Annotated in this window: 25 protein-coding genes and 1 riboswitch; of the genes, 16 read left to right on the top strand and 9 right to left on the bottom strand. The window is 71.7% G+C overall.

Going from position 1 to position 25,068, the window contains the following annotated elements:
- Window positions 1–5: 5 nt before the first annotated feature.
- A complete protein-coding gene (locus tag FM076_RS14860) occupies window positions 6–1,028 on the bottom strand; it encodes a glucosyl-3-phosphoglycerate synthase (protein WP_173871048.1) in 1,023 nt (340 codons plus the stop codon).
- Between the two features lie 210 nt (window positions 1,029–1,238).
- Window positions 1,239–1,388: riboswitch (SAM riboswitch) on the top strand.
- Window positions 1,389–1,406: 18 nt separating this feature from the next.
- On the opposite strand from FM076_RS14860, the gene thrC reads away from it, so the two are divergent.
- The 4 genes from thrC (at window position 1,407) to groL (ending at window position 5,838) form a co-directional block, all read left to right on the top strand.
- Window positions 1,407–2,726: a threonine synthase gene (thrC, locus tag FM076_RS14855; protein WP_173871046.1), complete on the top strand. Its 1,320-nt coding sequence runs from the start codon at window positions 1,407–1,409 to the stop codon at window positions 2,724–2,726.
- Window positions 2,727–2,780: 54 nt separating this feature from the next.
- The gene (locus tag FM076_RS14850) at window positions 2,781–3,056 is read left to right on the top strand and encodes a MoaD/ThiS family protein (RefSeq protein ID WP_173871044.1); all 276 of its coding nucleotides are present in this window, start codon (window positions 2,781–2,783) and stop codon (window positions 3,054–3,056) included.
- A 477-nt stretch (window positions 3,057–3,533) separates the two neighbouring features.
- Window positions 3,534–3,737, top strand: a complete 204-nt coding sequence (locus FM076_RS14845) for a cold-shock protein (RefSeq protein WP_016472377.1) — start codon at window positions 3,534–3,536, stop codon at window positions 3,735–3,737.
- Window positions 3,738–4,209: 472 nt separating this feature from the next.
- Window positions 4,210–5,838 carry a chaperonin GroEL gene (gene groL, locus FM076_RS14840; RefSeq protein ID WP_173871042.1) on the top strand — a complete coding sequence of 543 codons (1,629 nt, stop codon included), beginning with the start codon at window positions 4,210–4,212 and terminating at the stop codon, window positions 5,836–5,838.
- 142 nt (window positions 5,839–5,980) lie between these two features.
- Here groL and FM076_RS14835 read toward each other — a convergent pair whose 3' ends face one another.
- The 3 genes from FM076_RS14835 to FM076_RS14825 are packed head-to-tail and all read right to left on the bottom strand — an operon-like array spanning window position 5,981 to window position 8,119.
- On the bottom strand, window positions 5,981–6,313 hold the full coding sequence (locus FM076_RS14835; protein ID WP_173871040.1) for a DUF427 domain-containing protein: 333 nt from the start codon (window positions 6,311–6,313) through the stop codon (window positions 5,981–5,983).
- Window positions 6,310–7,005 (bottom strand): GNAT family N-acetyltransferase, encoded by a 696-nt coding sequence (locus FM076_RS14830; RefSeq protein ID WP_173871038.1) that lies wholly within the window; start codon window positions 7,003–7,005, stop codon window positions 6,310–6,312. Before FM076_RS14830 ends, FM076_RS14835 begins: the two co-directional genes overlap by 4 nt.
- A 40-nt stretch (window positions 7,006–7,045) precedes the next feature.
- Window positions 7,046–8,119, bottom strand: coding sequence for a TetR/AcrR family transcriptional regulator C-terminal domain-containing protein (locus tag FM076_RS14825; protein WP_173871036.1), 1,074 nt, complete (start codon window positions 8,117–8,119; stop codon window positions 7,046–7,048).
- A 188-nt stretch (window positions 8,120–8,307) separates the two neighbouring features.
- On the opposite strand from FM076_RS14825, the gene FM076_RS14820 reads away from it, so the two are divergent.
- The 8 genes from FM076_RS14820 (at window position 8,308) to FM076_RS14785 (ending at window position 15,494) form a co-directional block, all read left to right on the top strand.
- A complete protein-coding gene (locus FM076_RS14820; protein WP_173871034.1) occupies window positions 8,308–9,444 on the top strand; it encodes an FAD-dependent monooxygenase in 1,137 nt (378 codons plus the stop codon).
- A 91-nt stretch (window positions 9,445–9,535) separates the two neighbouring features.
- Window positions 9,536–9,868 (top strand): YnfA family protein, encoded by a 333-nt coding sequence (locus FM076_RS14815; RefSeq protein ID WP_173871032.1) that lies wholly within the window; start codon window positions 9,536–9,538, stop codon window positions 9,866–9,868.
- Between the two features lie 310 nt (window positions 9,869–10,178).
- Window positions 10,179–10,751, top strand: a complete 573-nt coding sequence (locus FM076_RS14810) for a transglycosylase SLT domain-containing protein (protein ID WP_173871030.1) — start codon at window positions 10,179–10,181, stop codon at window positions 10,749–10,751.
- Window positions 10,752–11,011: 260 nt separating this feature from the next.
- Entirely contained in the window at window positions 11,012–11,407 is a 396-nt protein-coding gene (locus FM076_RS14805; RefSeq protein WP_173871027.1) for a hypothetical protein, read from the top strand.
- Window positions 11,408–11,505: 98 nt separating this feature from the next.
- On the top strand, window positions 11,506–12,189 hold the full coding sequence (locus tag FM076_RS14800; RefSeq protein WP_173871025.1) for a sensor domain-containing protein: 684 nt from the start codon (window positions 11,506–11,508) through the stop codon (window positions 12,187–12,189).
- Between the two features lie 290 nt (window positions 12,190–12,479).
- Window positions 12,480–13,280 (top strand): VOC family protein, encoded by an 801-nt coding sequence (locus FM076_RS14795; RefSeq protein ID WP_173871022.1) that lies wholly within the window; start codon window positions 12,480–12,482, stop codon window positions 13,278–13,280.
- A 220-nt stretch (window positions 13,281–13,500) separates the two neighbouring features.
- Window positions 13,501–14,097 (top strand): TetR/AcrR family transcriptional regulator, encoded by a 597-nt coding sequence (locus tag FM076_RS14790; RefSeq protein ID WP_173871021.1) that lies wholly within the window; start codon window positions 13,501–13,503, stop codon window positions 14,095–14,097.
- Between the two features lie 173 nt (window positions 14,098–14,270).
- Window positions 14,271–15,494, top strand: coding sequence for an MFS transporter (locus FM076_RS14785; RefSeq protein ID WP_173871019.1), 1,224 nt, complete (start codon window positions 14,271–14,273; stop codon window positions 15,492–15,494).
- A gap of 83 nt (window positions 15,495–15,577) precedes the next feature.
- On the opposite strand, the gene FM076_RS14780 is transcribed toward FM076_RS14785, so the two are convergent.
- From FM076_RS14780 to FM076_RS14770, 3 genes are all read right to left on the bottom strand, one after another.
- Complete coding sequence (locus tag FM076_RS14780; protein ID WP_243274507.1) at window positions 15,578–17,341, bottom strand: PTS transporter subunit EIIC; 1,764 nt, start codon at window positions 17,339–17,341, stop codon at window positions 15,578–15,580.
- Window positions 17,342–17,415: 74 nt separating this feature from the next.
- A complete protein-coding gene (gene murQ / locus FM076_RS14775; RefSeq protein ID WP_243274506.1) occupies window positions 17,416–18,546 on the bottom strand; it encodes an N-acetylmuramic acid 6-phosphate etherase in 1,131 nt (376 codons plus the stop codon).
- A gap of 106 nt (window positions 18,547–18,652) precedes the next feature.
- Window positions 18,653–19,552 carry an SIS domain-containing protein gene (locus tag FM076_RS14770; RefSeq protein ID WP_173874748.1) on the bottom strand — a complete coding sequence of 300 codons (900 nt, stop codon included), beginning with the start codon at window positions 19,550–19,552 and terminating at the stop codon, window positions 18,653–18,655.
- Window positions 19,553–19,822: 270 nt separating this feature from the next.
- Between FM076_RS14770 and FM076_RS14765 the strand changes: the two genes are divergently transcribed.
- The 3 genes from FM076_RS14765 to FM076_RS14755 all read left to right on the top strand — a co-directional run bounded on the left by FM076_RS14765 (window position 19,823) and on the right by FM076_RS14755 (window position 21,829).
- Window positions 19,823–20,233, top strand: a complete 411-nt coding sequence (locus FM076_RS14765) for a hypothetical protein (protein ID WP_173871017.1) — start codon at window positions 19,823–19,825, stop codon at window positions 20,231–20,233.
- A gap of 31 nt (window positions 20,234–20,264) precedes the next feature.
- The gene (locus FM076_RS14760; protein WP_173871015.1) at window positions 20,265–20,522 is read left to right on the top strand and encodes a DUF4031 domain-containing protein; all 258 of its coding nucleotides are present in this window, start codon (window positions 20,265–20,267) and stop codon (window positions 20,520–20,522) included.
- Window positions 20,523–20,593: 71 nt separating this feature from the next.
- Complete coding sequence (locus FM076_RS14755) at window positions 20,594–21,829, top strand: IS701 family transposase (RefSeq protein WP_173874747.1); 1,236 nt, start codon at window positions 20,594–20,596, stop codon at window positions 21,827–21,829.
- 280 nt (window positions 21,830–22,109) lie between these two features.
- Here FM076_RS14755 and FM076_RS14750 read toward each other — a convergent pair whose 3' ends face one another.
- Together FM076_RS14750 and FM076_RS14745 are read right to left on the bottom strand one after the other, a co-directional pair.
- Window positions 22,110–23,360: a Cmx/CmrA family chloramphenicol efflux MFS transporter gene (locus FM076_RS14750; RefSeq protein WP_173871013.1), complete on the bottom strand. Its 1,251-nt coding sequence runs from the start codon at window positions 23,358–23,360 to the stop codon at window positions 22,110–22,112.
- A 66-nt stretch (window positions 23,361–23,426) separates the two neighbouring features.
- Entirely contained in the window at window positions 23,427–24,167 is a 741-nt protein-coding gene (locus FM076_RS14745; RefSeq protein ID WP_173871011.1) for an HD domain-containing protein, read from the bottom strand.
- 79 nt (window positions 24,168–24,246) lie between these two features.
- On the opposite strand from FM076_RS14745, the gene FM076_RS14740 reads away from it, so the two are divergent.
- Complete coding sequence (locus FM076_RS14740; protein ID WP_173871009.1) at window positions 24,247–24,951, top strand: copper homeostasis protein CutC; 705 nt, start codon at window positions 24,247–24,249, stop codon at window positions 24,949–24,951.
- Window positions 24,952–25,068: the final 117 nt, after the last annotated feature.

Here is a 25,068-nt window from a genome sequence, read left to right as displayed (position 1 = left end):
CCGCCTCAGGCCGCCACCCGCCGCCGCCCGTACTCGGGCACCGTGCACATCGGCGGGCGCTCCTCGGCGTCCACGAGGTGGGAGCGGGGGACGAAGGACCCCTCCTCGCCGCGCTCGAACTGGGTCAGCGGCGTCACCCCGGACCGGCCGGTCAGCAGGCCGTCGGCGTCCCGGCGGGCGCCCCCGTGCCCGTCGGCACCCGGGCCGCGGGCGATCCGCCGCTCCGCCGTCGCGTAGATGGCGGTGGCCATCCGGCCCAGTGCCTGCCCGTCCTGGTTGCGGTGCAGCCTCACCCCCACGTCGACCTGGGCCAGCGCGTCCAGGCCGACCAGGTCGAGCGCGTCCACCAGCAGCCCCAGCTCCACCCCGTAGCCGACGGGGAACGGCAGCCGCTCCAGCAGCGAGCGGCGGGCCGCGTACTCGCCGCCCAGCGGCTGGACGATCCCGGCCAGCCGCGGCCAGTGCAGATTGAGCAGCGGGCGCGCCACCAGCTCGGTCACCCGGCCCCCGCCCCCGGGGCTGTCCCGCAGCGGACGGTCGTACATCGCCTTGACCAGCTGCACCTCCGGCTCGGTCAGCAGGGGGCCGACGATGCCGGTGACGAAGTCGGGAGAGAACTCCCTCAAGTCGGCGTCGACGAAGCAGACGATGTCGCCCCTGGTCGCCATCAGCGACCGCCACAGCACCTCGCCCTTGCCGTGCCGGGCCGGCACCCGGGGCAGCACCTCGTCGCGGTGGACGACCGTGGCACCGGCCGCCGCCGCCACCTCACCGGTGCGGTCGGTGGAGCCGGAGTCCATGACGACCAGCTCGTCCACCAGCGCCGAGCCGGCCCCCGGGTGCGGCGAGGCCAGCTCCCGGCGGATCACCGAGACGATGTCGCCGACGGTGGCTTCCTCGTTGAGCGCGGGCAGCACCACGCTGACCGTGGTACCGGTGCGTCGCTTGGCCGCCAGCAGCGCCTCCAGCGGCCGGTCGGCGGCGCGCCAGGAGCGGCGCCGCAGCCAATGGCCCACTTCATCGAGCACGTGCGCGCCTTCCTGTAGTCCGGCCGGGTCCGACGGGGGTCCCGGGTGGTCCGTCTGGCCTCGGCGGTGCGTCATCTCGCGGTTCGGACGTCCCTCTCAAGCGTGACCGCCGTCGGTTACAGTCTTGAACAACGCAGGTGACCTCCGCATCTCGGGGGCCCCGGCGTCACATGCCCGAGCGGCCCCGCGGCCGCCCGGTGCCCATAGTGCAGCTCATCCAGAGGGGCAGAGGGAACGGCCCGTTGAAGCCCCGGCAACCATCCCGCGATCCGCGTGTACGCGGACTTCCAGGCGAGACCGCCTCGTGGGGACGGTGCCAATTCCGGCCCGTGGCGAGATACGACACGGGGAAGATGAGGAGAAAGGGCCTCGCCTCACATGGCTGTGCAAACAGTTGCAGCGGACAGCACGACTCCCGACGCCGCCGAGAAGACCGGCGGCTCCCCTTTCGACCTCGGTGCCGCGGTCGCCCTCTCCTGTCGCGAGTGCGGCACCCGCACCCCGCTCGGCCCCAGCTTCGTCTGCCTGGAGTGCTTCGGCCCGCTGGAGGTCGCCTACGAACTCCCCACCGGTGACCCGGAGGGCCTGCGCAAGCGCATCGAGGCCGGGCCCGCCTCGATGTGGCGCTACGCCCCGCTGCTGCCGGTGCCCGCCGACGTCGCGGACAAGCCCAACCTGAACCCCGGCTTCACCCAGCTGGTCAAGGCCGACCGGCTCGCCGCCGAGCTGGGGGTCACCGGCGGGCTCTACGTCAAGGACGACTCCGGCAACCCGACCCACTCCTTCAAGGACCGCCCGGTCGCCATCGCCCTGGAGGCCGCCCGCGCCTTCGGCCTCACCACGCTCTCCTGCTCCTCGACCGGCAACCTGGCCGGCGCGGTGGGCGCCGCCGCCTCCCGCGCGGGGCTGCGCTCCTGCGTGTTCATCCCCGACGGGCTGGAGCAGTCCAAGGTCGTGATGGCCGCCGTCTACGGTGGCGAGCTGGTCGCCATCAACGGCACGTACGACGACGTGAACCGCTTCTGCTCCGAGCTGATCGGCGACCCGCTCGGCGAGGGCTGGGGCTTCACCAACGTCAACCTGCGCCCGTTCTACGCCGAGGGCTCCAAGTCGCTGGCGTACGAGATCTGCGAGCAGCTCGGCTGGCGGCTGCCCGACCAGATCGTCATCCCGGTCGCCTCCGGCTGCCAGCTCGTCAAGATCGACAAGGGGCTGCGGGAGCTGATCCGGCTCGGGCTCGTCGAGGACAGGCCCTTCCGGATCTTCGCGGCCCAGGCCGAGGGCTGCTCGCCGGTCTCGCGTGCCTTCAAGGAGGGCACCGACGCGGTCCGCCCGGTCAAGAAGCCCGACACCATCGCCAAGTCCCTCGCCATCGGGGACCCGGCGGACGGGCCGTACGTGATCGACATCTGCCGGCGGACCGGCGGCGCCGTCGAGGACGTCGACGACGCGCAGATCGTCGACGCCATCCAGCTGCTCGCGCGGACCGAGGGGGTCTTCGCGGAGACGGCCGGTGGCGTCACACTGGGCGTGACGCGCAAGCTGATCGAGGCGGGGGCGCTCGACCCGACCCTCACCACGGTCGTGCTCAACACCGGTGACGGCCTCAAGACGCTCGACGCCGTGGCCCCCACGGCGCGGCCCACGGCCCTGATCCGGCCCAGCCTCGACGCCTTCCGTGCCGCCGGTCTGGCCTGACCGCACCCGTCCGGCCCCCGCGGCTCCCACCGACGTCAGGAAGAAGACGACACCATGAGCGTTAACGTCCGGATTCCCACCATCCTGCGGACCTACACCGACGGCCGGGCCGAGGTCAGCGCCGAGGGCGCGACCCTCGCCGAGGTCCTGGCCGACCTGGAGAAGAACCACACGGGCATCAGCGCCCGGGTTCTCGACGACGCGGGCAAGCTGCGCCGCTTCGTCAACGTCTACGTCAACGACGACGACGTCCGCTTCGAACAGGGGCTGCAGACCCCGACGCCCGACGGCGCGGGCGTCTCCATCATCCCGGCGGTGGCCGGCGGGTGAGCCGCCGCCGCGCGGACCCGCCGGTGACCCGCCGGTAGCGTCCGCGCCCGCCCGCACCAGCGCGATCGCCCCTTTCCGGCCCGGCCGGGGAGGGGCGATTCCGTGTTCCGGGAGACGGTAGAGTGACGGAAGTTCTCTCGCGTTTCCCCGCATGACTTCCCGGCCGGTTGCCGGCGGCGAACCGGAGCGTGTCAGCAACGCGACAAGTCGAAGGCGAAAACGCGGTCGCAATTGTCGTGTTGACCCCGTATGCCTGGCCCGACTTGCCCCGCTCCCACCGCAGTTGAGGCGTTATTTCCGATCAGCCGTGCCCAGAATTCTCGTCCGATTGACCTGTTGCAGAGGGCGTCCGTGCAGATACATTCAGCGGCGGTCGACGCGTTCCGGCGCACGCCCCCGCTCGCTCGTGGGGGTGAGGTCTGACCCGGGTTCGCGAAGTGCGGGCTCGTGCAAGGGCCAGTAATAGGGGAGTTAGGAATGGCTCAGGGCACCGTCAAGTGGTTCAACGCGGAGAAGGGGTACGGCTTCATCGCGGTCGACGGTGGTGCGGACGTGTTCGTCCACTACAGCGCGATCCAGATGGACGGTTACCGCACCCTGGACGAAGGGCAGCGGGTCGAGTTCGAGATCTCTCAGGGGCAGAAGGGGCCGCAGGCGGACATGGTCCGCGTGACCGGCTGAGTTGCCGCCGGACTGCGGGACGCCGCAGATCTCGGGCCAGCAGAGATCTCAGGCAAGCAGATCCCAGGCAAGCGGGAAGGGGCCGCACCTCTCGGGGTGCGGCCCCTTCTTGTGCGCACCCGGTTTCTTGTGCGCACCCGGTCCCAGCACCCGGTTCTTGTGCGCACCCGGTCCCAGCACCCGGTTCTTGTGCGTACCCGGCGGGGGACGCGCCCCGTCAGGGCGCCAGGGCCGGGGGCACCCCACGCGGCGTCCCCACCGCGCTTGCACTCTCCATGCCCGAGTGCTAATCATTGGGTTAGCACTCTACGTGCGAGAGTGACAGTCAAGGACCGGGTCGGTGAGGTCCGCGGGCCGGGTGGGGAAGGAACCGCCGGGTCGCAGGCCGTCCGTCGCGGGCGCCACGCGGTCCGGAGAAATCCAACCCTCCCCTTGCGTCGGGCATGGGGGAATCCAGGGAGGACCAACCCACATGGCCAAGATCATCGCCTTTGACGAGGAGGCGCGGCGCGGTCTTGAGCGTGGCATGAACCAGCTTGCCGACGCCGTCAAGGTCACGCTCGGCCCCAAGGGCCGCAACGTCGTTCTGGAGAAGAAGTGGGGCGCCCCCACCATCACCAACGACGGTGTCTCCATCGCCAAGGAGATCGAGCTCGAGGACTCCTACGAGAAGATCGGCGCGGAGCTGGTCAAGGAGGTCGCCAAGAAGACGGACGACGTCGCCGGTGACGGCACGACGACCGCGACCGTCCTGGCCCAGGCGCTGGTCCGCGAGGGTCTGCGCAACGTTGCCGCGGGCGCCAACCCGATGGCCCTCAAGCGCGGTATCGAGCAGGCCACCGAGGCTGTCTCCGCCGCCCTGCTGGAGCAGGCCAAGGACATCGAGACGAAGGAGCAGATCGCCTCCACCGCCTCGATCTCCGCCGGCGACGTCCAGATCGGTGAGCTGATCGCCGAGGCCATGGACAAGGTCGGCAAGGAAGGCGTCATCACCGTCGAGGAGTCGCAGACCTTCGGTCTCGAGCTGGAGCTCACCGAGGGCATGCGCTTCGACAAGGGCTACATCTCCGCCTACTTCGCCACCGACATGGAGCGCATGGAGGCGGAGCTGGAGGACCCCTACATCCTCATCGTCAACTCCAAGGTCAGCAACGTGAAGGACCTCCTTCCGCTGCTGGAGAAGGTCATGCAGTCGGGCAAGCCGCTGCTGATCATCGCGGAGGACGTCGAGGGCGAGGCCCTCTCCACGCTGGTCGTCAACAAGATCCGCGGCACCTTCAAGTCCGTCGCCGTCAAGGCCCCGGGCTTCGGCGACCGCCGCAAGGCCATGCTCGGCGACATCGCCATCCTCACCGGCGGCCAGGTCATCTCCGAGGAGGTCGGCCTCAAGCTGGAGAACGCCACCCTCGACCTGCTGGGCCGCGCCCGCAAGGTCGTCATCACCAAGGACGAGACCACCATCGTCGACGGTGCGGGTGACAGCGAGCAGGTCGCGGGCCGCGTGAACCAGATCCGCGCCGAGATCGAGAACAGCGACTCGGACTACGACCGCGAGAAGCTCCAGGAGCGCCTGGCGAAGCTGGCCGGCGGCGTCGCCGTCATCAAGGCCGGTGCCGCTACCGAGGTGGAGCTGAAGGAGCGCAAGCACCGCATCGAGGACGCCGTCCGCAACGCGAAGGCGGCCGTCGAGGAGGGCATCGTCGCCGGCGGTGGCGTGGCCCTGCTGCAGGCCTCCTCGGTCTTCGAGAAGCTGGAGCTGGAGGGCGACGAGGCCACCGGTGCCGCCGCCGTCAAGCTGGCCCTGGAGGCCCCGCTCAAGCAGATCGCGGTCAACGCCGGCCTCGAGGGCGGCGTCATCGTGGAGAAGGTGCGCAACCTGACCCCGGGCCACGGTCTGAACGCGGCCACCGGCGAGTACGTCGACATGATCGGCGAGGGCATCCTCGACCCGGCCAAGGTGACGCGCTCCGCGCTGCAGAACGCCGCCTCCATCGCGGCGCTCTTCCTCACCACCGAGGCCGTCATCGCCGACAAGCCGGAGAAGGCCGCCGCGGGCGCCGACGCGGCTGCCGCCGGTGGCATGGGCGGCATGGACTTCTGAGAAGTCCGGCCCGGGCCCCACGGCACGTCCGTGCGGCTCCGCCGCCCGCTGAGGCAGCACAAGGGCGGGCACCCCTGCGGGGTGCCCGCCCTTCGCCTGTCCGGGAGGGGCCCCGGTACCTGCCGGAGCCCTGGGGAGGGGCTCAGCCCACCTCGACGTCCGGGAAGCAGAGGCAGCCCTTGATCTCGGACACCTGGCCGAGGGGCTCGGGGTAGGACCAGGCGATGTCCTCGGCGCCGCCGTCGGCCAGGGACCAGTAGGAGGCGGTGCCCTTGAAGGGGCAGCGGGTGCGGGTGTCGGACGGCACCAGCAGGTCGGTGCGCACGTCCTCGGGCGGCAGGTAGTACCGCACCGGGTAGCCGGTCTCGCTGAGCAGCAGCGGGCGGCTGCTGTCGGCCAGGACCCGGTCCCCGTGCGTCACCCGTACGCGTTCGGTGCCCTCTTCGACGGTGATCGTGTGGCCTGTCGCGCTCATGGTGCGGTCTCCCTTCCGTGGTGGCCGGCTCCTCGTCGGCGGCCGGCTCGGACACCGAAGAGTGCCAAAGCCGGCGGCCCGAGTCCCGTCATCTCCACCGGCACCGTGCGGTGCGTCTCCCAGCCGGCGCGGTCGAGGCGGAAGCGGTGCAGCGTACGGGCCCTGCCCTGGACGGCTTCCACGGACATACCGTCCGGTCGGTACCCCAGTTTCTCCGAGACCCGGCGGGAGCGGGGGTTGTCCGCCATGGCGGCCGACGTCATGCAGCGGGCGCCGAGCCCCTCGAACGCCAGGTGCAGCAGCGCGGCCCGCATCTCGGTGCCGAACCCCCTGCCCTGGTACGCCGCACCGAGCCAGGAACCGGTCTGGCACTCCCGTACGACCGAGAAGTCGTCGGCCCTCAGATCGTGGCGGCCGATCACCGTGCCGTCGTGCACCACGGCCATGCTCAGCGTCCACGCGTCCGGACGCCAGTTCGCGATGGTGGACAGAACGTGCTGGAAACAGCCGCGCTTGCGCTCCTCGGGGCTCGCCGCGGTCCACGGGACGCTGAACGGCATCTCGTCGTCACCGTGCACCTTGCCCGCGGCCAGCTCGGCCATCGCGGCGAGCGCCCGGCCGTCGGGCAGGCGCAGTTCCAGGCGGGGCGTCGTCAGTCTCAGCCCGTACAAGGGCCATACCCGCGCTTCCATGACGGGAGACTGCCGAAGCGGGACGGGAACGTCGAACGAATTACCGACGAGCCCCGCCACCCCCGCCCTCCACGAGTCCGGCCACCCCGTCGAGGAAGGTGGCGAGACCCAGCTCGAACAACTCGTCCAGCCGCAGGTCGTAGCCGTCCTCGCCGAGCGTTTCGAGGAGGCGGGTGAAGGTCGGGTAGGCGCCGGAGGCGATCAGCGACGTAAGGGCTCCGGCCTGCTGGTCCAGCCACTCCTGCTCGGTGAGGCCGGTGCTGCCCCGCGCGGCGTTCTCCCGCTCCCACTGGACGGCCAGCCCCTGGATGTGGCTGTAGAGCAGCACGTTGAGGTTGAACATGGTGGTCGGTGGCAGGCCGTGGCCGTCCAGCGCGCCGAGCATCCACTCGGAGTACCGCATCAGGTTCGGCAGGAGGAGCGGACGGGTCAGCGGGCCGATCTGGGCCAGCCACGGGTGCGCGCGGTGCAGCTCCCACAGCGAACGGGCGCCCAGTGCCAGCCGGGCGCGCCAGTCCGCCGCCGGCTCGCCGGCGTCGCGCGGCGGCAGGGGGAGTTCGCCCAGCACGGCGTCCGCCATCAGAAGCACGAGATCGTCCTTGCCGTTCACATGGCGATAGGCAGCCATCGTGGCGCTGCCGAGACGGGCGGCCACGCCGCGCATCGAGAGGGCGCCCATCCCTTCGGCGTCGGCGATCTCGATGGCGGCGCGTACGACGCGGTCGCGGGTCAGCTCCCGGTCGCGGCCCTGCTCACCGCCCCTGCTCCGCTCACGGCCCTTGCCCTGCTCGCCGGCGGGCTGCGGTGCGGCGGTTGACGGCGCGGCGGTTGACGGTGCGCCGGCCGGCGGTGCGGCGGGTGCGGCTTCCGGGCGGTGGAGTCCGGAGCCGGGGGCCTTGGGGGCGACCACCGTGCCCGCCCGTGGGCGGGCCTCCACCAGCCCTTCCAGGCGCAGCGCCGTCAGCGCCTTGGTCGCCGTGGCGAGCGCGACGTTCCACTCGCGGGCGAGCTGCCGGGTGGAGGGCACCCGGTCGCCCGGTGCCAGCTCTCCTGCGGCGATGCGCCGCCGCAGCTCGGAGGCGATGCGCAGATAGGGGGGTGTGGGGTGGGTCACAAGGCGTCTCCTCGGCCAGCTGTACTAGGACAGAGGCTAGCAGGGTGAAGAGGGCCGACCGGGTGCGGTGCTGCTCAACTGCCCTAGTACAGAACGGTAACCAGCCGGTTGGCGGCAGGCTGCGTACGCCGTACATTCAGTGCGCGAAGCTGTCCGCAGAGTGCGTACAGCGTACGAAGGAGAACGCCATGAAGACGGTCCTCATCTCCGGTGCCGGCGTCGCCGGTCTTGCCCTCGCCCGCCTGCTCCGCACCCACGGCTTCGCGCCGACCGTCGTCGAGCGCGCCCCCGCCGTACGCCCCGGCGGCCACGCCATCGACGTGCGCGGCGTGGCGCTGGAGGTGCTCGCCCGCATGGGCCTCCTCGACGAGGCCCGCCGGATGCGCACCCGTCTGCGGGGCATGTCGATGCACGACGGGGACGGCAACGAGCTGTGGCGGACGACCGAGATGACACTCAGCGGCGGCCGGCTGGACAGCGACGACATCGAACTGCTGCGTGAGGATCTGACGGCGCTGCTCCACCGAAGTGTCCGCGAGGACGCCGAGTTCCTCTTCGGCGACTCCCTGACCGGGCTCGACCAGGAACCGGCAGGAGTCCGCACCACCTTCGCCTCCGGCGCCCGCCGCACGTTCGACTACGTCGTGGGTGCGGACGGACTGCACTCCGCGGTCCGCCGCCTGGCCTTCGGCCCCGAGGCGGGCTGCTTGCACCACCTCGGCTCCCACCTGGCCGTCTTCACCACCGACAACTTCCTGGGTCTCCAGGACTGGCAGATATGGGCTCAGGGAGAGGGCGCCGGCTACTGCCTCTACCCCGCGCGGGGCAACACCCAGCTGCGGGCCACCCTCGGCTTCACCTCGCGGCCGCTCGACTACGACCACCGCGATGTGGAGCAGCAGAAGGCGCTGCTCGCCGCCCATATGGCCCCTCTCAAGGGGCACACCCCGAAGCTGCTGGAGGCCATGCGCACGTCACCCGACTTCTTCTTCGACGCCATGGCACAGGTGCGCCTGGATCACTGGGCGCGGGGCCGCGTCGCGCTCGTCGGTGACGCGGGCTACTGCCCCTCCCCGCTGTCCGGGCAGGGCACCAGCCTGGCCCTGGCCGGCGCGTACGTCCTGGCGGACGAGCTGCGCCGCTGCGCCGACCCCGCCGTCGCCTTCCCCCGCTACGAGCAGCGCCTCGCCCCCTTCGTCGCCCGGAACCAGGCCCTGGCGACCGAGAACCGGGAGCTGGCGGCCGAGGAGCCCGGCCAGGGGGCCTCGGAGGAGTCCCTGGAGCGGGCGAAGAACGCCCTCTCGCTGGACGTCCTGGCGGAGTGACGGACAGCCGGCCTCCTGGCGGGGTGACGGACAGCCGGCCGTCCAGCGGGGTGACGGGCAGGGGAAGGGGGCGCGTTGAGAGACTCGTGACGTGCTCACTCTCCGCTCCCTCGCCCTGTTCGTCGCCGCCGCACTGCTGGAGATCGGGGGAGCGTGGCTGGTGTGGCAAGGGGTGAGGGAGCACCGGGGGTGGGCGTGGACCGGCGGCGGGGTCGCCGCGCTGGGGCTCTACGGCTTCGTCGCCACGCTCCAGCCGGACGCGGACTTCGGGCGCGTGCTGGCCGCGTACGGCGGCGTCTTCGTCGCGGGGTCCCTGGCCTGGGGCATGGTGGCCGACGGCTACCGCCCAGACCGCTTCGACGTCCTCGGGGCCCTGGTCTGCCTCGCGGGAATGGCCATGATCATGTACGCACCGCGTCGCTGAGGCTGAATTCCGGTGACGGAGTGTGCTCGGTCTCTTGGCGGTGGGTGGGGGTGTGGGGGGTTGGTGGGGGGCTGGTTGTGAGGGCGCCCATAGGGGCCAGGTCACATACGAAGCAGCCTAGGATGTCCGATTCGCCCCACATGGGGTTATCCGGTGGGGTGCTGGTTTCAGACGATTCTGGATAGTACGTCACATATTTGTGCCGGTGGGGAGCCGGTCCGCAGGGTGGGTGCCAGGTCGCGAGGAGACCGGGCAGCCGCCCGGGACGACGCGGCCGGACAAGTCCCCCCACGAAAGGCACTCCGCTCGCATGCGTACCGCTCTCAAGTCCCGCATCGCCACCGCCGGACTGACCACCCTGGGCGCCGCCGGCATCGCCACCGCGGCCCTGACCGGCACCGCCCACGCCGCCACCCAGCCCGAGACCAAACCCGCCACCCCGAGCGTCGACATCGCGGGCACCGCCTCCGCCGCCTCGATGGCCAAGTCCGTCACCACCCAGGCCGCCAACGCCGCCAAGGCCAAGAGCGAGGCCAAGGACAAGGGCGAGGCCAAGGACTACCCGGACAACCTGGACGGGTGGATCCGCGAGGCGATGGCGATCATGAAGAAGCACGGCATCCCCGGCTCCTACGACGGCATCAAGCGCAACATCATCCGCGAGTCGGCCGGCGACCCCGACGCCGTCAACGACTGGGACATCAACGCCCGGAAGGGCATCCCCTCCAAGGGCCTGCTCCAGGTGATCCAGCCCACCTTCGACCAGTACCACGTCAAGGGAACCGCCGACAAGCTCACCGACCCGGTCGCCAACATCGTCGCCGCCTGCAACTACGCCGCCGACCGCTACGGCTCCATGGACAACGTCGACTCCGCCTACTGAGCCGACACCCAACGGCGACCCCACAACACCACACACGCATGCGACACCCGGAGCGGGTCGGAGGAACACCCTCCCACCCGCTCCGCCGCGTGGTGAGCCGGTCGGCGGTGTACCGAACAGGGCATGAACATGGGCTGATTTTCCGTTCGTCTGTTTCTGTGGAGTATTCGGGCCTGTGGGCGGTAAGGTCTGAAACGCCCGTGAAAGCGCCGCTGTTACGGGCTTCCATCAGCGTCCTCATGAGAACGGGAAGTGCAGATATGGCCCCAACTCTTCGCCTCCGTACCGCCGTTGCCGGCCTCGTGGCCGCCGGGCTGGTCGGTGCGGGTGCCGCCACGGCGACCGCCGCGCCGGCGGACACCTCGGCCGCGTCCACAACGGCCGCCAAGACCAACACCGTCACTGCCGACCGGACCGATGTGAAGCAGTGGGAGCAGTTCCGGCTGCGGGGGAAGGTGACGGGGATCAAGGCCGGAACTACCGTGCGCCTCCAGCAGAAGCAGCGAGACACCTGGAAGACGCTGCCGGGCACCTCGTCGGTGAACCGGTCGCTGGACTACTCGATACGCGTGAAGCTCGGCATCAAGGGCGGCAACGAGATCCGTACGCTCGTCGGGGAGCAGCCCTCGAACGTGGTGAAGGTGACCGTGCGCTGAGCGGCGGACCGGCGGGCCTCGGGGGTAGTGCTAGGTACACCTTCGATACGGGTCCCAGCTGGCTGGGACCCGGCCCGCCGGGTGGCGAGAGTGGAGGCATGACAACGACGACGCACTCCGCGTACAGCCAGACCGGCCCGCCGGCGCAGCAGTCGGCACCGACGGTTCCCGCCGACCGTGACGGCCGCGGGGGGCGCTTCGGCCGCGAGGTGGGCTATCTGCTCTCCGGACTGCCGCTGGGCATCGCCTCGTTCGTGTTGATGATCGCCGGCTTCGCGCTCGGCGCCTCCACGCTGATCCTCTACATCGGGCTTCCCGTCCTGGCCGCGACGCTCTCGATGGCGCGCTATCTGGCCCGGGTGGAGGCCGACCACATCGCCACCGTCACCGGCCGGCCGCTGCGGTCGGGGACGTCCGCGGCGGGGCAGGGCGGGCGGCGCGGCGGACGCTGGGCCACGGTGCGGGATCCGCAGGCGTGGCGCGACCTGGTCCACGCCGTGCTCGCCTTCCCGGTGCGGCTGGTGAGCTTCTGCTTCACGCTGGTCTGGCTGGTGGGCGGCGTGGGCGGGCTGACCTACGGCCTGTGGTCCTGGTCGATACCCCGGGACGGCAACGACGGCCTGATGGACCTCGCCTTCGGCGTCTCGGGGCGCGGTGCCGACATCCTGTTCAACACGGCCGTCGGCGTGTTCTTCCTGGTGTCGACGGTCCCGATGGTGCGTGGGCTCACGGTCACGCAGACGGGGCTCGGCCGGGTGCTGCTGCGGCGCGGCGAGATCTGAGGCCGGCGCGGAGCGCCGGTCGGCGGGCGGCGGTACCGCCGGGAGCGAGTCGCAGCCCATCGGGCACGGCCGCATCCCCACCGGCCACGGCCACGGCCACGACCACGACCACGGTCGCGGGCCGGCTCCCGAGCGGCGAGCGGGCGCGACTGCTGCCATGCTGGCTGGGAGAGCCGGGACGCGCGTGGTTTCGTACGAGGCCCACCGGATTCCGTCACCAGGCCGGGCCCCCCGGGGGCCGCGCGCCGCAGGCACGACAGCAGACCCGCCCCGCCCGCCGGAGGTTCCGCATGCTGACGACCGACTTCGTTCCGGGTACCCCGAACTGGCTCGATCTGGGCGCGCCCGACATTGACGCCGCCGTCGCCTTCTACACCAGCGTCTTCGACTGGGAGTTCCAGTCGGCAGGACCGAACGCGGGAGGCTACGGGTTCTTCCAGCGAGGGGGGAGGACGGTGGCGGCCGTCGGCCCGCTGATGGAGGAGGGGGCGAGCCCGGCGTGGACGCCGTACTTCCACACGCGGGACGCGGACGCCACCCGCGCCGCCGTCGAGGGGGCGGGCGGCACCGTCAGGGCCGCGCCGATGGATGTGTTCACCGCGGGCAGGATGGCCCAGTTCTCGGACCCGACCGGTGCGGACTTCGGCGTGTGGCAGCCGGGGGACACGGTGGGGCTCGACGTGGTCATGGAGCCGGAGACCCTGTGCTGGACGGAGCTGTACTCGACGGACGCGGCGGCGGCGAAGGACTTCTACACGACGGTCTTCTCCTGGAGCTACGAGGACATGTCGATGGGTGACGACCTGGTCTACACCGTCTTCTCCGTGCCGGGCGGCGGCCGGGAGGGGGACACCGGCCAGGGCGGCATCATGCAGCTCCCGCAGGAGAACAGGGACGCCGGCTCGGCCTCCGAGTGGCATCCGTACTTCGCCACGGAGGACTGCGACGCGACATGCACCAGGGCGACCGGGGCCGGGGCCACGGTGATGATCCCGCCGACGGACGCGCCCGGGGTGGGCCGTCTCGCGATGCTGAAGGACCTGGCGGGGGCGCCGTTCGCGCTGATCAAGGGTGACCCGAACATGGGCTGAGCCGGACCGCCGGAACCCGGCCGGGACGGGGGCCGGCCGGGACGGGGCGGGGGCCGGGAGGACCGGGAAGTGCTCCCGGGGGTTCTGAGGGTCCCGGGCTGAGGTGCTCGCCATACCGACCGGCTGGTATGTGCGGTGAGAGGGTCCGGGCCGCGTGTGCTCCGGTTGGTGCTTCCCGTTGTATTGGATCGGGCGGTACACAACTGCTACCGTACGGCTCATGGCCCGACCCAGGTTGTTCGACGAGGAGCGGGCCCTGGACGCGGCCATGCGCGCGTTCTGGGAGAAGGGGTACGAAGCCACCTCGACCCAGGATCTGTGCGAGGCGACAGGTCTGGGGCGCAGCAGCATCTACAACACCTTCCACAGCAAGCACGATCTGTTCCGGCGCGCGTTGACGCGCTATCTGGAGGCGATGACCGCGAAGCAGCTGGAGATTCTGGAGCAGGCCGAGCGGCCCGCGCTGGAACGGATCGAGGCGATGTTCGCCCGGATCGTCGAGCAGGAGGTCGAGCAGCGCCGGGACGGGCGCAGCATCGGGTGCCTGTCCGTCAACGCCACCGTCGAACTGGCGGCGCGGGACCCGGAGATCGACCGGCTGCTGGCGCGGGATCTCGAGGCGCGGCTGGCGTCGCTGCGCGGCGTCATCGAGGCGGGGCAGCGGGCCGGTGAGATCGCGGCCGGGCAGGAGCCCGAGGTGCTCGCCCGGTTCGTGAACGCCGTCATCGGCGGCATGCGGGTCTCCGGGCAGGGGGGTGCCGACCGCTCGGCGCTGGAGGGGATCGCCGCGACCGCCATGACGGCACTTCGCAGCTGACGAGTGGCGCGCTCTCTCCCGGGGGGGGGGGGTGCCCCCCCGAGGGGGGCGGCGGGGGTGGGGGGTGAGACGTCCGCCGGCCGCTGCGGCTTTTTTCTGGCCAAGTTCTGTACTGATCCATCCATAACTAGTGCGAAGTCGGCGCCACACCACCGACCACTCGGGAGACACACATGCCACTGACCGTCTATCTCATGGCCGCGGGGATCTTCTCCATGGTCACCAGCGAGTTCCTCGTCGCGGGGCTGATGCCGCAGATCGCCGACGGCCTGGACGTCAGCATTTCGCAGGTCGGCTATCTCGTCACCGTGTTCGCCGCCGCGATGGCGTTCGGCGGACCGCTCCTCGCCGCCGGGGTGCTCCGGATGCGGCCGAAGCAGGCGCTGATGCTGCTGTTCGGGATCTTCCTGGCCGGGAACGTCCTGGCCGCCTTCGCCCCCAACTATGCGGTGATGGTCGTCGCACGGCTCGTCACCGGTACCGCCTCGTCCGCGTTCCTCGGTGCGGCGATCTCCCTCAGCGTGCGCGTCGCCCGCCCGGGACAGGCCGGGCGCGCCGTCTCCACGGCACTCAACGGGCTGATGCTCGGCACCCTCCTCGGGCTGCCGCTGTCCACCTTCGTCGGCGAACGGTACGGCTGGCGCGCCGCGTTCTGGGCCGTCACGGCGATGACGGTGGTCTCGGCCGTGCTGACGCTGGTACGGGTGCCGCGGATGGAGCGGGGACGGAACGCGGGCGGGGCCGAGGGCGGGCTGCGCCAGGAACTGGGCGTCTTCCGCAGCGGCCGGCTGTGGCTGGTGCTCTCCACCAGCACCTTGATCATCGGTGCGACGTTCTCCGCGTTCAGCTACTTCAACCCGATCCTCACCGAGATCGCGGGCTTCTCGTCCGGGAGCGTGCCGCTGCTGCTGATCGCCTACGGCGCGGCCAACCTGGTCGGCAACGTGGTGGTCGGCCGCCTCGCCGACCGGCACACCACCGCCGTCCTGCTGGTCGGACTGGTCAGCAACGGCGTCTTCCTCGCCGCCTTCGCCCTGCTGGCCGGGTCCCGCGTCGGCGCCGTGGTCTTCATGCTGGCCATCGGACTGGTCGGCATCACCATGAACCCGGCGATGGCTGCCCGTGTCCAGCGCGCGGGCAACAGCGGTCCACTGGTCAACACCGTCCACTCCTCGTGCATCACCCTCGGCATCATCATCGGCTCCGCGCTCGGCGGCGCCGCCATCCCGCACTTCGGGCTTCTCTCCCCCGTGTGGATCGGGGTGGGCATGGCCGGCCTGGGTGTCCTCACCCTCCTCCCGGATCTGCGGCACGGACGCCGTCGCACACCGGAGGCGCCCGTGCCGCCGTCCCCGGAGGAGCAGCGGCCGAAGGCCCCTGCGGCCACCTCCTGCTGACGGCTGACGGCTGACGGCTGACGGTTGACGGCTGACCGCCCGAGGGGGCCCGGGTCCGCTGAAGGGCCCGGGCCCCGGCCGGCTCAGACGAGCGAGCCGGGGCCGCCCGCCGGAGCGGGAGCGGGCGCCGCTTCCTTGCCCTGCGGCGGTTCCGGGTTCCGACCGGACACCGCAGGGGCCTCCCCCTCGGCGGGAACGTTCAGTTCGGTCAGCATCTGCTTGCTGAAGCCGAAGAAGTACGTCGCCACGAAACCGGCCACATAGCCGGCCGCCAGGCCCAGGGCGTAGATCGCGGCGATGGCGCCGAGGCCGTGGTTGCCCTTGAGCAGGGGGAAGAGCGCCCAGCCGGAGGGGCCGATGGCGGTGGAGCCGACCGAGGTGCCCAACTGGTAGAAGAGGCCGACGACGCCGCCGCCGAACGCGCCGCCCACACAGGCGGTGATGAACGGGCGGCCCAGCGGCAGCGAGACGCCGTAGATCAGCGGCTCGCCCACACCGAGGAAACCCGCGGGCAGGGCGGAGCGGATGGTCTTGCGGATCGAGGTGTTGCGGCGCAGCCGCAGATAGATGGCGACCGCGGCGCCGACCTGGCCCGCGCCGGCCATCGCGAGGATGGGCAGCAGGACCGTGTAGCCGCTCTGGTCGATCAGGGTGGTGTGGATGGGGATGAGCGCCTGGTGCAGTCCCAGCATCACCAGCGGTAGGAAGAGCCCACCCAGCACGAATCCGGCCGCCGCTCCGCCGTGCTGGAGCAGCCAGTCGGCGAGGTGGCCGATGCCGGTGGCGATCTCGCCGCACACGAACATCAGGCCGAAGAGCGTCACCAGCCCGGCGACCAGCACCGTGACCGTCGGTGTGACGAGGACATCGACGGCGGACGGTACGACGCGGCGGCACCCCTTCTCCACGTACACCGCCAGCAGGGCCGCGAACAGGGCGCCCAGCACGCCGCCCTGTCCCGGTGCCAGCTTCTCGCCGAACGCGGAGACGTCCGCGACACCGGGGAAGACGATGACGGCCGCGGCGGCGCCCCCCAGGATCGGGGTGCCGCCGAACTCGCGTGCGGTGTTGAGGCCGACGAAGACCGCGATCAGCGACATGAAGCCGCTCGCGATGGCGGTCAGCGCCGGGGTGAGCGCCGGGAGCCAGCCCGCGTTGGTGAACAGCCCGTTGAGGCCCGCGACGATGCCGCAGCCGATCAGCGCGGGGATGAGCGGGACGAAGATGTTGGCGATCCGGCGCAGCATCAGCTTCACCGGCGTCGCGTTCTTCTCCTTGCGTGCCGCGCGGATCGCCGCGCCCTCGGCGGCGAGGTCCTCGGCGGTCCTGGGGGCCGCCGGCGCGGCCGCGGCGGCCTCCTCGCGGGCCAGCGCCTCGAACTCCGGCGTCACCCGGGCGACCTTCCCGGGGCCGAGCACGATCTGGTACGTGTCGTCCTCGACGACCCCCATCACGTCCGGGAGGGCCTTGAGGGGCTCGTCCTGGACGAGGGAGCGGTCGGCGAGGCCGAGCCGCATGCGGGTCATGCAGTGGGTGACGGAGGTGACGTTCGCCGCGCCCCCGACGAGGGGGAGGATCGCCTCGGCGATCCTCCGGCTGGGATTCCCGCCGGAGCCGGAGCCGGAGCCGGAGCCGGAACCCGAACCCGAACCCGATTCGGAGTCGGAGTCAGAACCCGAACTCGAACCCGAACCGGAGTCGGAGTCGGAGTCAGAACTCGAACTCGAACCCGAACCGGAGCCGGCGAAGGAGCCGGCACTGGTGCCCGGGTCGCCGGGGGAGCTGTCGGCGGGGCGGTCGGGGGTTCCGCTGTCGTCAGCGCTGTCTTTGGTGCTGTCTGTGCTCATGGTGCAGTCGCTCTTCTTTGAGTGGTGCCATGGTGCGGTCGGGGGTGGCGGGTGGGCCGGGTGGTGCGTGCGGTTCAGGCGTCACGGTCCGATGTGTCAGAGGCGCCAGAGGCGCTCGAGGCGTCCGAAGTGCTCGGGGCATCCGAAGTGCTCGAAGTGCCCGAGGTACCCGAGGTACCCGAGGTACCCGAGGCGTCCGTGGCGGCAGCCAGTGCCGCCCGCAGGTGCCCGTGCGACGCGGCCAGCAACCGTTCCGCCGTCGGACCGTCGACCCCGCCCAGCAGGGTGAGGATCGCGGCCTTGACCTCGCCGTCGGTCGCCGCCAGCGCGGTTTCGATCTCGTCGTCCGGCGCGCCCGTCGCCAGGGCGACGATCCGCCGGGAGCGTGCCCGCAGCTTCTCGTTCGAGGCGCGCAGGTCCACCATCAGATTCCCGTAGGTCTTGCCCAGCCGGATCATGGTGATGGTGGAGAGCATGTTGAGGACGAGCTTCTGTGCCGTGCCGGCCTTGAGCCGGGTCGAGCCGGTCAGCAGCTCCGGCCCGACCACGACCTCGATGCCGTGTTCGGCGGCGGCCGCGAGCGCCGAGCCCTCGTTGCAGGCCAGCCCCACGGTGAGCGCCCCGCGGGCGCGGGCATGGGTGACGGCGCCGACGGCGTAGGGCGTCCGGCCGGAGGCGGAGATGCCGACCACCGAGTCGTCGGCGGACAGCCCGAGCGCGTCCAGGTCGGCCGCGGCCGTCTCGGCGCTGTCCTCGGCGCCCTCGACCGAGGTGACCATCGCGCCGGGACCGCCCGCGATCACCCCGGTGACCTGGCCCGGAGCGGTGTTGAAGGTGGGCGGGCACTCACTGGCGTCCAGCACCCCCAGGCGGCCGGCCGTGCCCGCGCCCGCGTACAGGAGGCGACCGCCGCGTGCCATCCGTGCCGCGATGGCGTCGATCGCGGCGGCGATCTGCGGCAGCCGGGCGGCGACGGCGGTGGGAACGGTGCTGTCCTCACCGTTCATGATCCTCGCGATCTCCAGCGTGGGCAGCCGGTCGATCTCCGCCAGCTCGCTGCGGAATGCCTCGGTCGTGAGGGTGTCCAGCTGCCGGCGCAGCGCGTCGTAGCGCTCGGAACCGGCCTCCGGACCGGAAGCGGAACCGGCCTCCGGACCGGGCTCGGGGTCGGGGTCGAGGGAGGTGGTCGGCTGTGGCGTCGTCATCGGGGGGCGGCTTCCTGTGGCTCGGGGAGGAGGGCGAGGGCGAGAAGGGAAGGGATGGGAGTGGAGAGGAGGGGGGAGGGGAGAGAGGGGAGGGGACGGACCGGTTTCAGCGGCCCCGGGGCCGGGGGGAGTGCCGGTGTGCCAGCGCCTCGTACGAGGCCGAGAGCGCGGGCGCGGCCGTCTCGTACGTACGCTGGGCCACCCCTATGAACAGGCAGTCCACGACGAGCAGCTGGCTCGTTCTGCTGGACATCGCCGCCGGGCGCAGCTCGCTCTCACGGGCGGTGGAGGTCGTCAGGACGTGGTCGGCGTACTGGGCGACCTCGCCGTCCGGGCGGCCGGTGAGGGCGATGGTGGTCGCGCCCCGGTCGAAGGCGACCCGCAGCGGTTCGATGACGTCCACCGTCCGCCCCGAGTGGGTGATGGCGAGTGCCACGTCGCCCGCCCGCAGCTGGACGGCGTTGGTGACGGCCAGGTGCGGGTCCGCATGGCTGTGCGCGACCATGCCGATGCGCAGCAGCTTCTGCGCCAGATCCTGGCTGACCAGGCCCGAGGCGCCGACGCCGTAGACGTCGATGCGCCGCGCGCTCGCCATCGCGGCGACGGCGGCCTCGACCTGGGCGATGTCGAGCGCGGCGGCGGTGTCGGCGAGGGTCTGCTGCTCGTCGAGGGCCAGTTTGGCGACCACGTCGGCGATCGGGTCGTCGACGACGATGTCGGCGGTCACGGCGGGGGCCGCGCCCGACTCCTGCTGCGCGGCCAGGCCCGCGAGGGCCAGCCGCAGGTCGCGGTAGCCGGGATAGCCGAGCAGACGCGAGGTGCGCACGACGGTGGCCTCGCTGGTGCCGGTGCGCTCGGCCAGGCCCGTGACGGTGAGTTGCGCGCACCCGGCGGGGTCGCCGGCGACGGCCTCCGCCACCCGCTGCATGGAACGGGTCATCGACGGCGCCATGGTGCGGACCTTGGCCGCGAGAGCGGTCGGCCCGGGACGCGCCTGGCCCGGCACCCGCGACGTGGCGGGCTGCGGCCGGGGCTCGGACTGCGGCCCCGGTCCGGACTGCGGCCGGGGCTCGGGTGGCGTCGGGTGCTCGGGCTGCGGACGGCGCTCGGGCTGCCGGGAGGCGAAAGTTTCCTTCACGTCGCTGCTCACGGGTGGAAGATATTTTCGATTCGCCTGTCCGTCAATGCTTTGTGCGGCACTTGGCGGCCCGCCGGCCGGGAGCGCGGGCGGTCGCGAGCTGTGAGCCGCCCGGGGCGGCAGTGGTGCAATGGAGGTATGGAACCTCGAGACTCCGCACCCGGTGCGGGCCCGCCCGACGAGGCCCGGCACCAGGACGAACTGGAACGCGCCCTGCACGCCGCCCGCGCGCTGATCCTCGCCGACCTGGAGGCGAGCGACGTGGCGCGCGCCGACATCGTCTCGCTGGTCGAGGAGTCGGTCACCCACCGCCGGTGGTGGGTGGGGCAGTGGCCCGAGGGCGTCTCGTACGTGGACGGCCTGGTCGCGCAGGACGTCCAGGACGCGCTGCTCGAACGGTACGGCCGGTGGCCCGTCTGCCCGGTGTGCGTCGGCGCGGACCTCCACGCCCTGGAGGTCGAACCCGAACTGGGCGAGGAACCGCACTGGGTCTGCGGAAAGACCTCGACGGTGGTCGCCCGGGTGGGCTACCTGGGCGGCAAGCTGTGAGCGCGCGGCGCGTGCCCCCGGGCGGACGGCGATGACGGTCTACATCGATCCGCCGATCTGGCCGGGGCACGGGCGGATGTGGTCGCACCTGGTGAGCGACACCTCGTACGAGGAACTGCACGCCTTCGCGGCGGGCCTTGGCTGTCCGCGGCGGGCCTTCGACGGGGACCACTACGACATACCGTCCGGACGGTACGACGCCGCCGTACGGGCCGGAGCCGTCGAGGTCGGCTCCAAAGAACTGCTGCGCCGGCTGACGGAGGCGGGCCTGAGGCGCCGCAAACGCTGAGGCCCCACTAGTACTCCAGTCAGAAATCGTTGCCTGAGCTGGTCGGTTTCGTTGTGCTGGACATGGTGGGAATGGATGATGCCTGCTTGTGGGCTGCGGAGTTGGAGTCGGTGTTCGCGCGGGTTGCGGGCCGGTTCTCAAGGGTGGATCTGCGGTGGCGGATGCGGGACTACGTGCGTGGTCTGCTGGCTCCGGTGGAGCGGAAGAACGGCTGGCAGCTCGCCGAGTACGCAGGTCACCGCGGGCCAGCAGGCTTCCAGCATCTGCTGAACGGTGCGGCCTGGGACGTCGATGCGGTCCGTGACGACCTGCAGCAGTACGTCGCCGAGCGCCTCGGCGCCCCGGACGGGGTCCTGATCGTGGACGACACCGGCTTCCTCAAGAAGGGCACCACGTCCGCTGGGGTGCAAAGGCAGTACTCGGGTACGGCCGGCCGGACGGAGAACTGCCAGATCGGAGTCTTCGCCGCCTATGCCTCGGCCAAGGGCAGAGCGCTGGTGGACCGGGAGCTGTATCTGCCGAAGTCCTGGATCTCGGATGCGGAGCGGTGCCGGGCGGCGAAGGTCCCTGGCAGTCGCGGTTTTGCGACCAAGGGCGAGCTGGCCCGCGCGATGATCCTGCGGGCGCTGGCCTCACGCCTGCCGGTCGCCTGGGTGACGGGCGACTGCGCCTACGGACAGGAATGGCGCATGCGCCGCACCCTGGAAGAAGCCGGGATCGGCTACGTCCTGGCCGTGCCGAAGTCACAGCAACTGCACGCTCCCTTCGGCCGTATCGACCAGGCCATCGCTGATGCCCCCGGCGAGGCATGGGAACGCCACTCCTGCGGCGACGGTGCCAAAGGCCCGCGCCTCTACGACTGGGCCGCCGCACGCCTGCCGGCGATCGGCGCCTTCGACGGCGACCGGCCCACCCACGAGCGGTGGGTACTGGGCCGCCGCAGCATGGCCCGCCCGGACGAGATCGCCTACTACCTCGCCTACGCCCCCAACGGCACCAGCGTTGCTGACCTGGTCCGAATCGGCGGCTCGCGCTGGGCGATCGAGGAAGCCTTCCAAGCCGCCAAGAACGAATGCGGCCTCGACCAGTACGAGGTCCGCCGCTATCCGGGCTGGTACCGCCACATCACCCTGACCATGCTCGCCCACGCGTTTCTGTCTGCCGTCGCGGCCCAGACCACCGAAAGGGGGGCCGCAGAAACGACCCCACCAGCACCATCCGCTTCACAGTGGCAGAGATCCGCAGACTCCTGGACACTCTTCTGCCCCGCCCCACACCCCGCACCGGAGCAGTCATCCACGCCCTGAACTGGTCCCTCTGGCGCAGACAACACCAAGCGACTGCCCGCCGCTGCCACTACCGAAGAAGAACCAGCTCAGGCAACGATTTCTGACTGGAGTACTAGGGCTGAGCCGCCCCAGTGCTGTGGCCGCACAAGCGCTGAGGCGCCACAAGCGGTGAGGCGCCACAAGCGGTGAGCCGCCCACGTGCTGGAGCCTTTGCGCGAATACTGAGGTTTCACAGCTCTGAGGCTCCACACGTGCTGAGGCTTCACAAGTGCTCAGGTCCGCCCCCGGGACCGGGCCCTCACGCCCCGGCGTGCTCCCGTTCCCGTACGCCGGTCCCGGACGTGGCGACCACGCGGGAGCGGGCGTGCACCCGGGAGGACACGGCCGTCGTCACCACGCCGGCCGCCGCCATGGCCGCGCCGACCCAGGCGACCGCCGCGTAGCCCCACCCGGCGGAGATGGCCAGGCCGCCGAGCCAGGGGCCCACCGTGTTGCCGATGTTGAACGAGGCCGTGGTGGTGGCCCCGGCCAGGGTGGGGGCCGCGTTGGCGGCGTTGAACATCCGGGCGTTGAGGGCGGGGGCGGTGGTGAAGGCCGTCACCCCGAGCATCAGGGCGAGCGCGATCGCCGCGAAGCGGTACTCGGCCAGCAGCGCCAGCAGGGCCAGTACGGTCGTGGAGGCGGCGATGCCGCCGTACATGGTGCCGAACAGGTGCGCGTCCGCGATCCGGCCGCCGATCACGGTGCCGATCAGCCCGCCGACGCCGAACAGCGCCAGCACGCTCGGCACCCAGCTCTCGGGCAGCCCCGCCACATCGGTGAGCAGCGGTGCGAGGTAGGAGAAGAGCGCGAAGACGGCACCGGCGTTCAGGGCGATGGTCACCAGCGCGAGCCAGACCTGCTTGTCGCGGTAGATACGCAGCTCACGGCGGAGGTTGGGGGCCTGGTCACCGGTCGGTACGGCGGTGCGCGGCACCAGGGCCACCACTCCCACCAGGCCGACGGCCGCAAGCCCGGCCACCGCCCAGAACGCCGAGCGCCATCCGGCCTGCTGGCCCAGGAACGAACCGGCGGGCACGCCTGCGATGTTGGCGATGCTCAGCCCGCCCACCATGATCGCCATGGCGCGGGCCCGGGCGTCCTGGGGGACGAGCGAGACGGCGACCGCCGCGCCCACGGCCCAGAACCCCGCGCAGGCCAGGGCGCTGACGACGCGGGAGGCGAACAGCACCTCGTAGCTGGGGGCGAGCGCGCCCGCGACCTGCCCCAGCATGAACACCGCGAGCAGGCCGATCAGCGTCGTACGCCGGGGCAGCCGCAGTGTGGCGGCCGCCAGCACCGGCGCCCCCACCACCATGCCCACGGCGAACGCGGACACCAGCAACCCCGCTTTGGGGATCGACACCCCCAGGTCCCGGGCGAGGGGTTGCAGGATGCCGGAGAGCATGAACTCGGAGGTTCCGAGCGCGAAGACGGAGAGTCCCAATATGTAGACAGAAAGCGGGACACGAGTGGCGGACGGCTTGTCGGTCAGGTGATCGGCAGGCATGCCGTCCACAACCAGCCCCCCGCCTGCTTCATTCCCGGCTCCGCTACCCGCCGCTCCCGGCTCCCGCTACCCGCCGAGCAGTTCCAGTTCCGTTGTCAGATTGTGGCGGGCCGTGGCCTCCCACCGGGACCGGGCGTAGGGGGTGCGGAAGAGCACGGGCAGCGCGAGCAGTTGGCGCAGCACGTCGGCGCGGCCCTCGCGGAAGGCGGCGTCGGGAACGAAGCCGTACTCCTGGCGGACCTCGGCGGCGTAGTGCGCGTACTGCTCGGGCGAGCCCGCCAGGACGGCGAGGTCGGCGTCGCACAGCAGTGCGCCGTTGACATCGTCCGGTGCGGGGTCGTGCGTGACCGTGAGCCGGACGAGCCGGGCCACCTCCGCCGTGCGCGCCGCGGGGACGCCGGCCTCCGGCAGCGCGCGTTCGGCCAGCCGGGCGCTGCGCTCCTCGTTCTCGCTGCGGTCGGGACGGTAGACGGCGTCGTGGAACCAGGCGGCGAGCCGGACGGCGGCCGGGTCCGGTTGGGGTTCCGTTTCTGGTTCCGGGTTCGGTTCCGGTTCCGGTTCCGCTACGGCCGACTCGTCGTACCGCGCGACCAGTTCGTCGACGCGGTCGAGGACGGCACGCAGGTGGGCGGTCGTGTGGTAGCGGCGGTGGGGCTCGGCCCAGCGGCGGAGGAGGTCTCGGCCGTACGGGGCGGGGTCGGGCCCCTCGGCGCCCTCGCGGGCGTCGAGCAGGAGCGTCGTCCAGCGCGTGAGGAGGCCCGCGGCGTCCTCGTCCGGTGCGCCGCCGGGGGTTTCCGTCGTCACCATCCCTCCATTGTGGTCCGAAACGGTCCACCAGGTGATCGGCGTCTTCCGGCGGTTCCCGCCGTATGGCAGTCTGTGCGATATGTCTAGACCAATTCTTGAGGTGATCGCGCTCAGCGCGGAGGACGCGGCCGCCGCGGAGGCCGGAGGGGCCGACCGCCTTGAGGTAGTCGCCGACATCGCGGCCGACGGGCTCAGCCCCTCCCGCCGGACCGTCGCCGCCGTCCGGGAGGCCGTCGACATCCCCTGCCGGGTGATGCTGCGGCTCACCGACGGCTTCCACGCCGGAGGCGACGCCGGGATCGAGCGGCTGTGCGCGCGGGCGGAGGAGTTGCGGGCCGAGGGCGCCGAGGAGTTCGTCCTCGGCTTCCTCGACGACGCCGGCCAGGTGGACCTGCGGGCCGTCGAAGCGGTGGCCGGTGCCGTCGCCGGGTGCCCGTGGACGTTCCACCGCGCGATCGACCGGGCCGCCGACCGCGACGCCCTCCGCAAGCAGCTCGCCGACGTGCCCGGCCTCGACGCCTACCTCACCGCCGGCTCGGCGGACGGCGTCACCGACGGCTACGACGTCCTCCTCTCCGAGGCCGCCCGCACCGCGGCGGGCGAACCCGGGTACAGCCCCCGGCTCCTCGTCGGCGGCGGACTCACCCTCCCGCACGTCCCCGGTCTCCTCCGGGCCGGCGTCACCGCCTTCCACATCGGCTCCGCCGCCCGCCCCCAGGGCTGGCACGCCCCCGTGGACCCCGCCGCCGTCCACCAGTGGCGCCGCTCCCTGGATGACGCCTGACCGCGACTCCGGCCGGACGGCCGACACGGCGACGGGGGCCGGTCCGACCGGCGCGGGGGCAGGCTGCCTGGCGGGGCCGGCCGCTTGGCGGGGGCGGGCTGCTTGGCCGGGGGGGGG

The organism is Streptomyces albus subsp. chlorinus, from assembly GCF_013302895.1.
Taxonomy (GTDB): domain Bacteria; phylum Actinomycetota; class Actinomycetes; order Streptomycetales; family Streptomycetaceae; genus Streptomyces; species Streptomyces chlorinus.
Note: the sequence above shows the minus strand (reverse complement) of the source record. Positions and strands in the feature narration are given on the sequence as shown.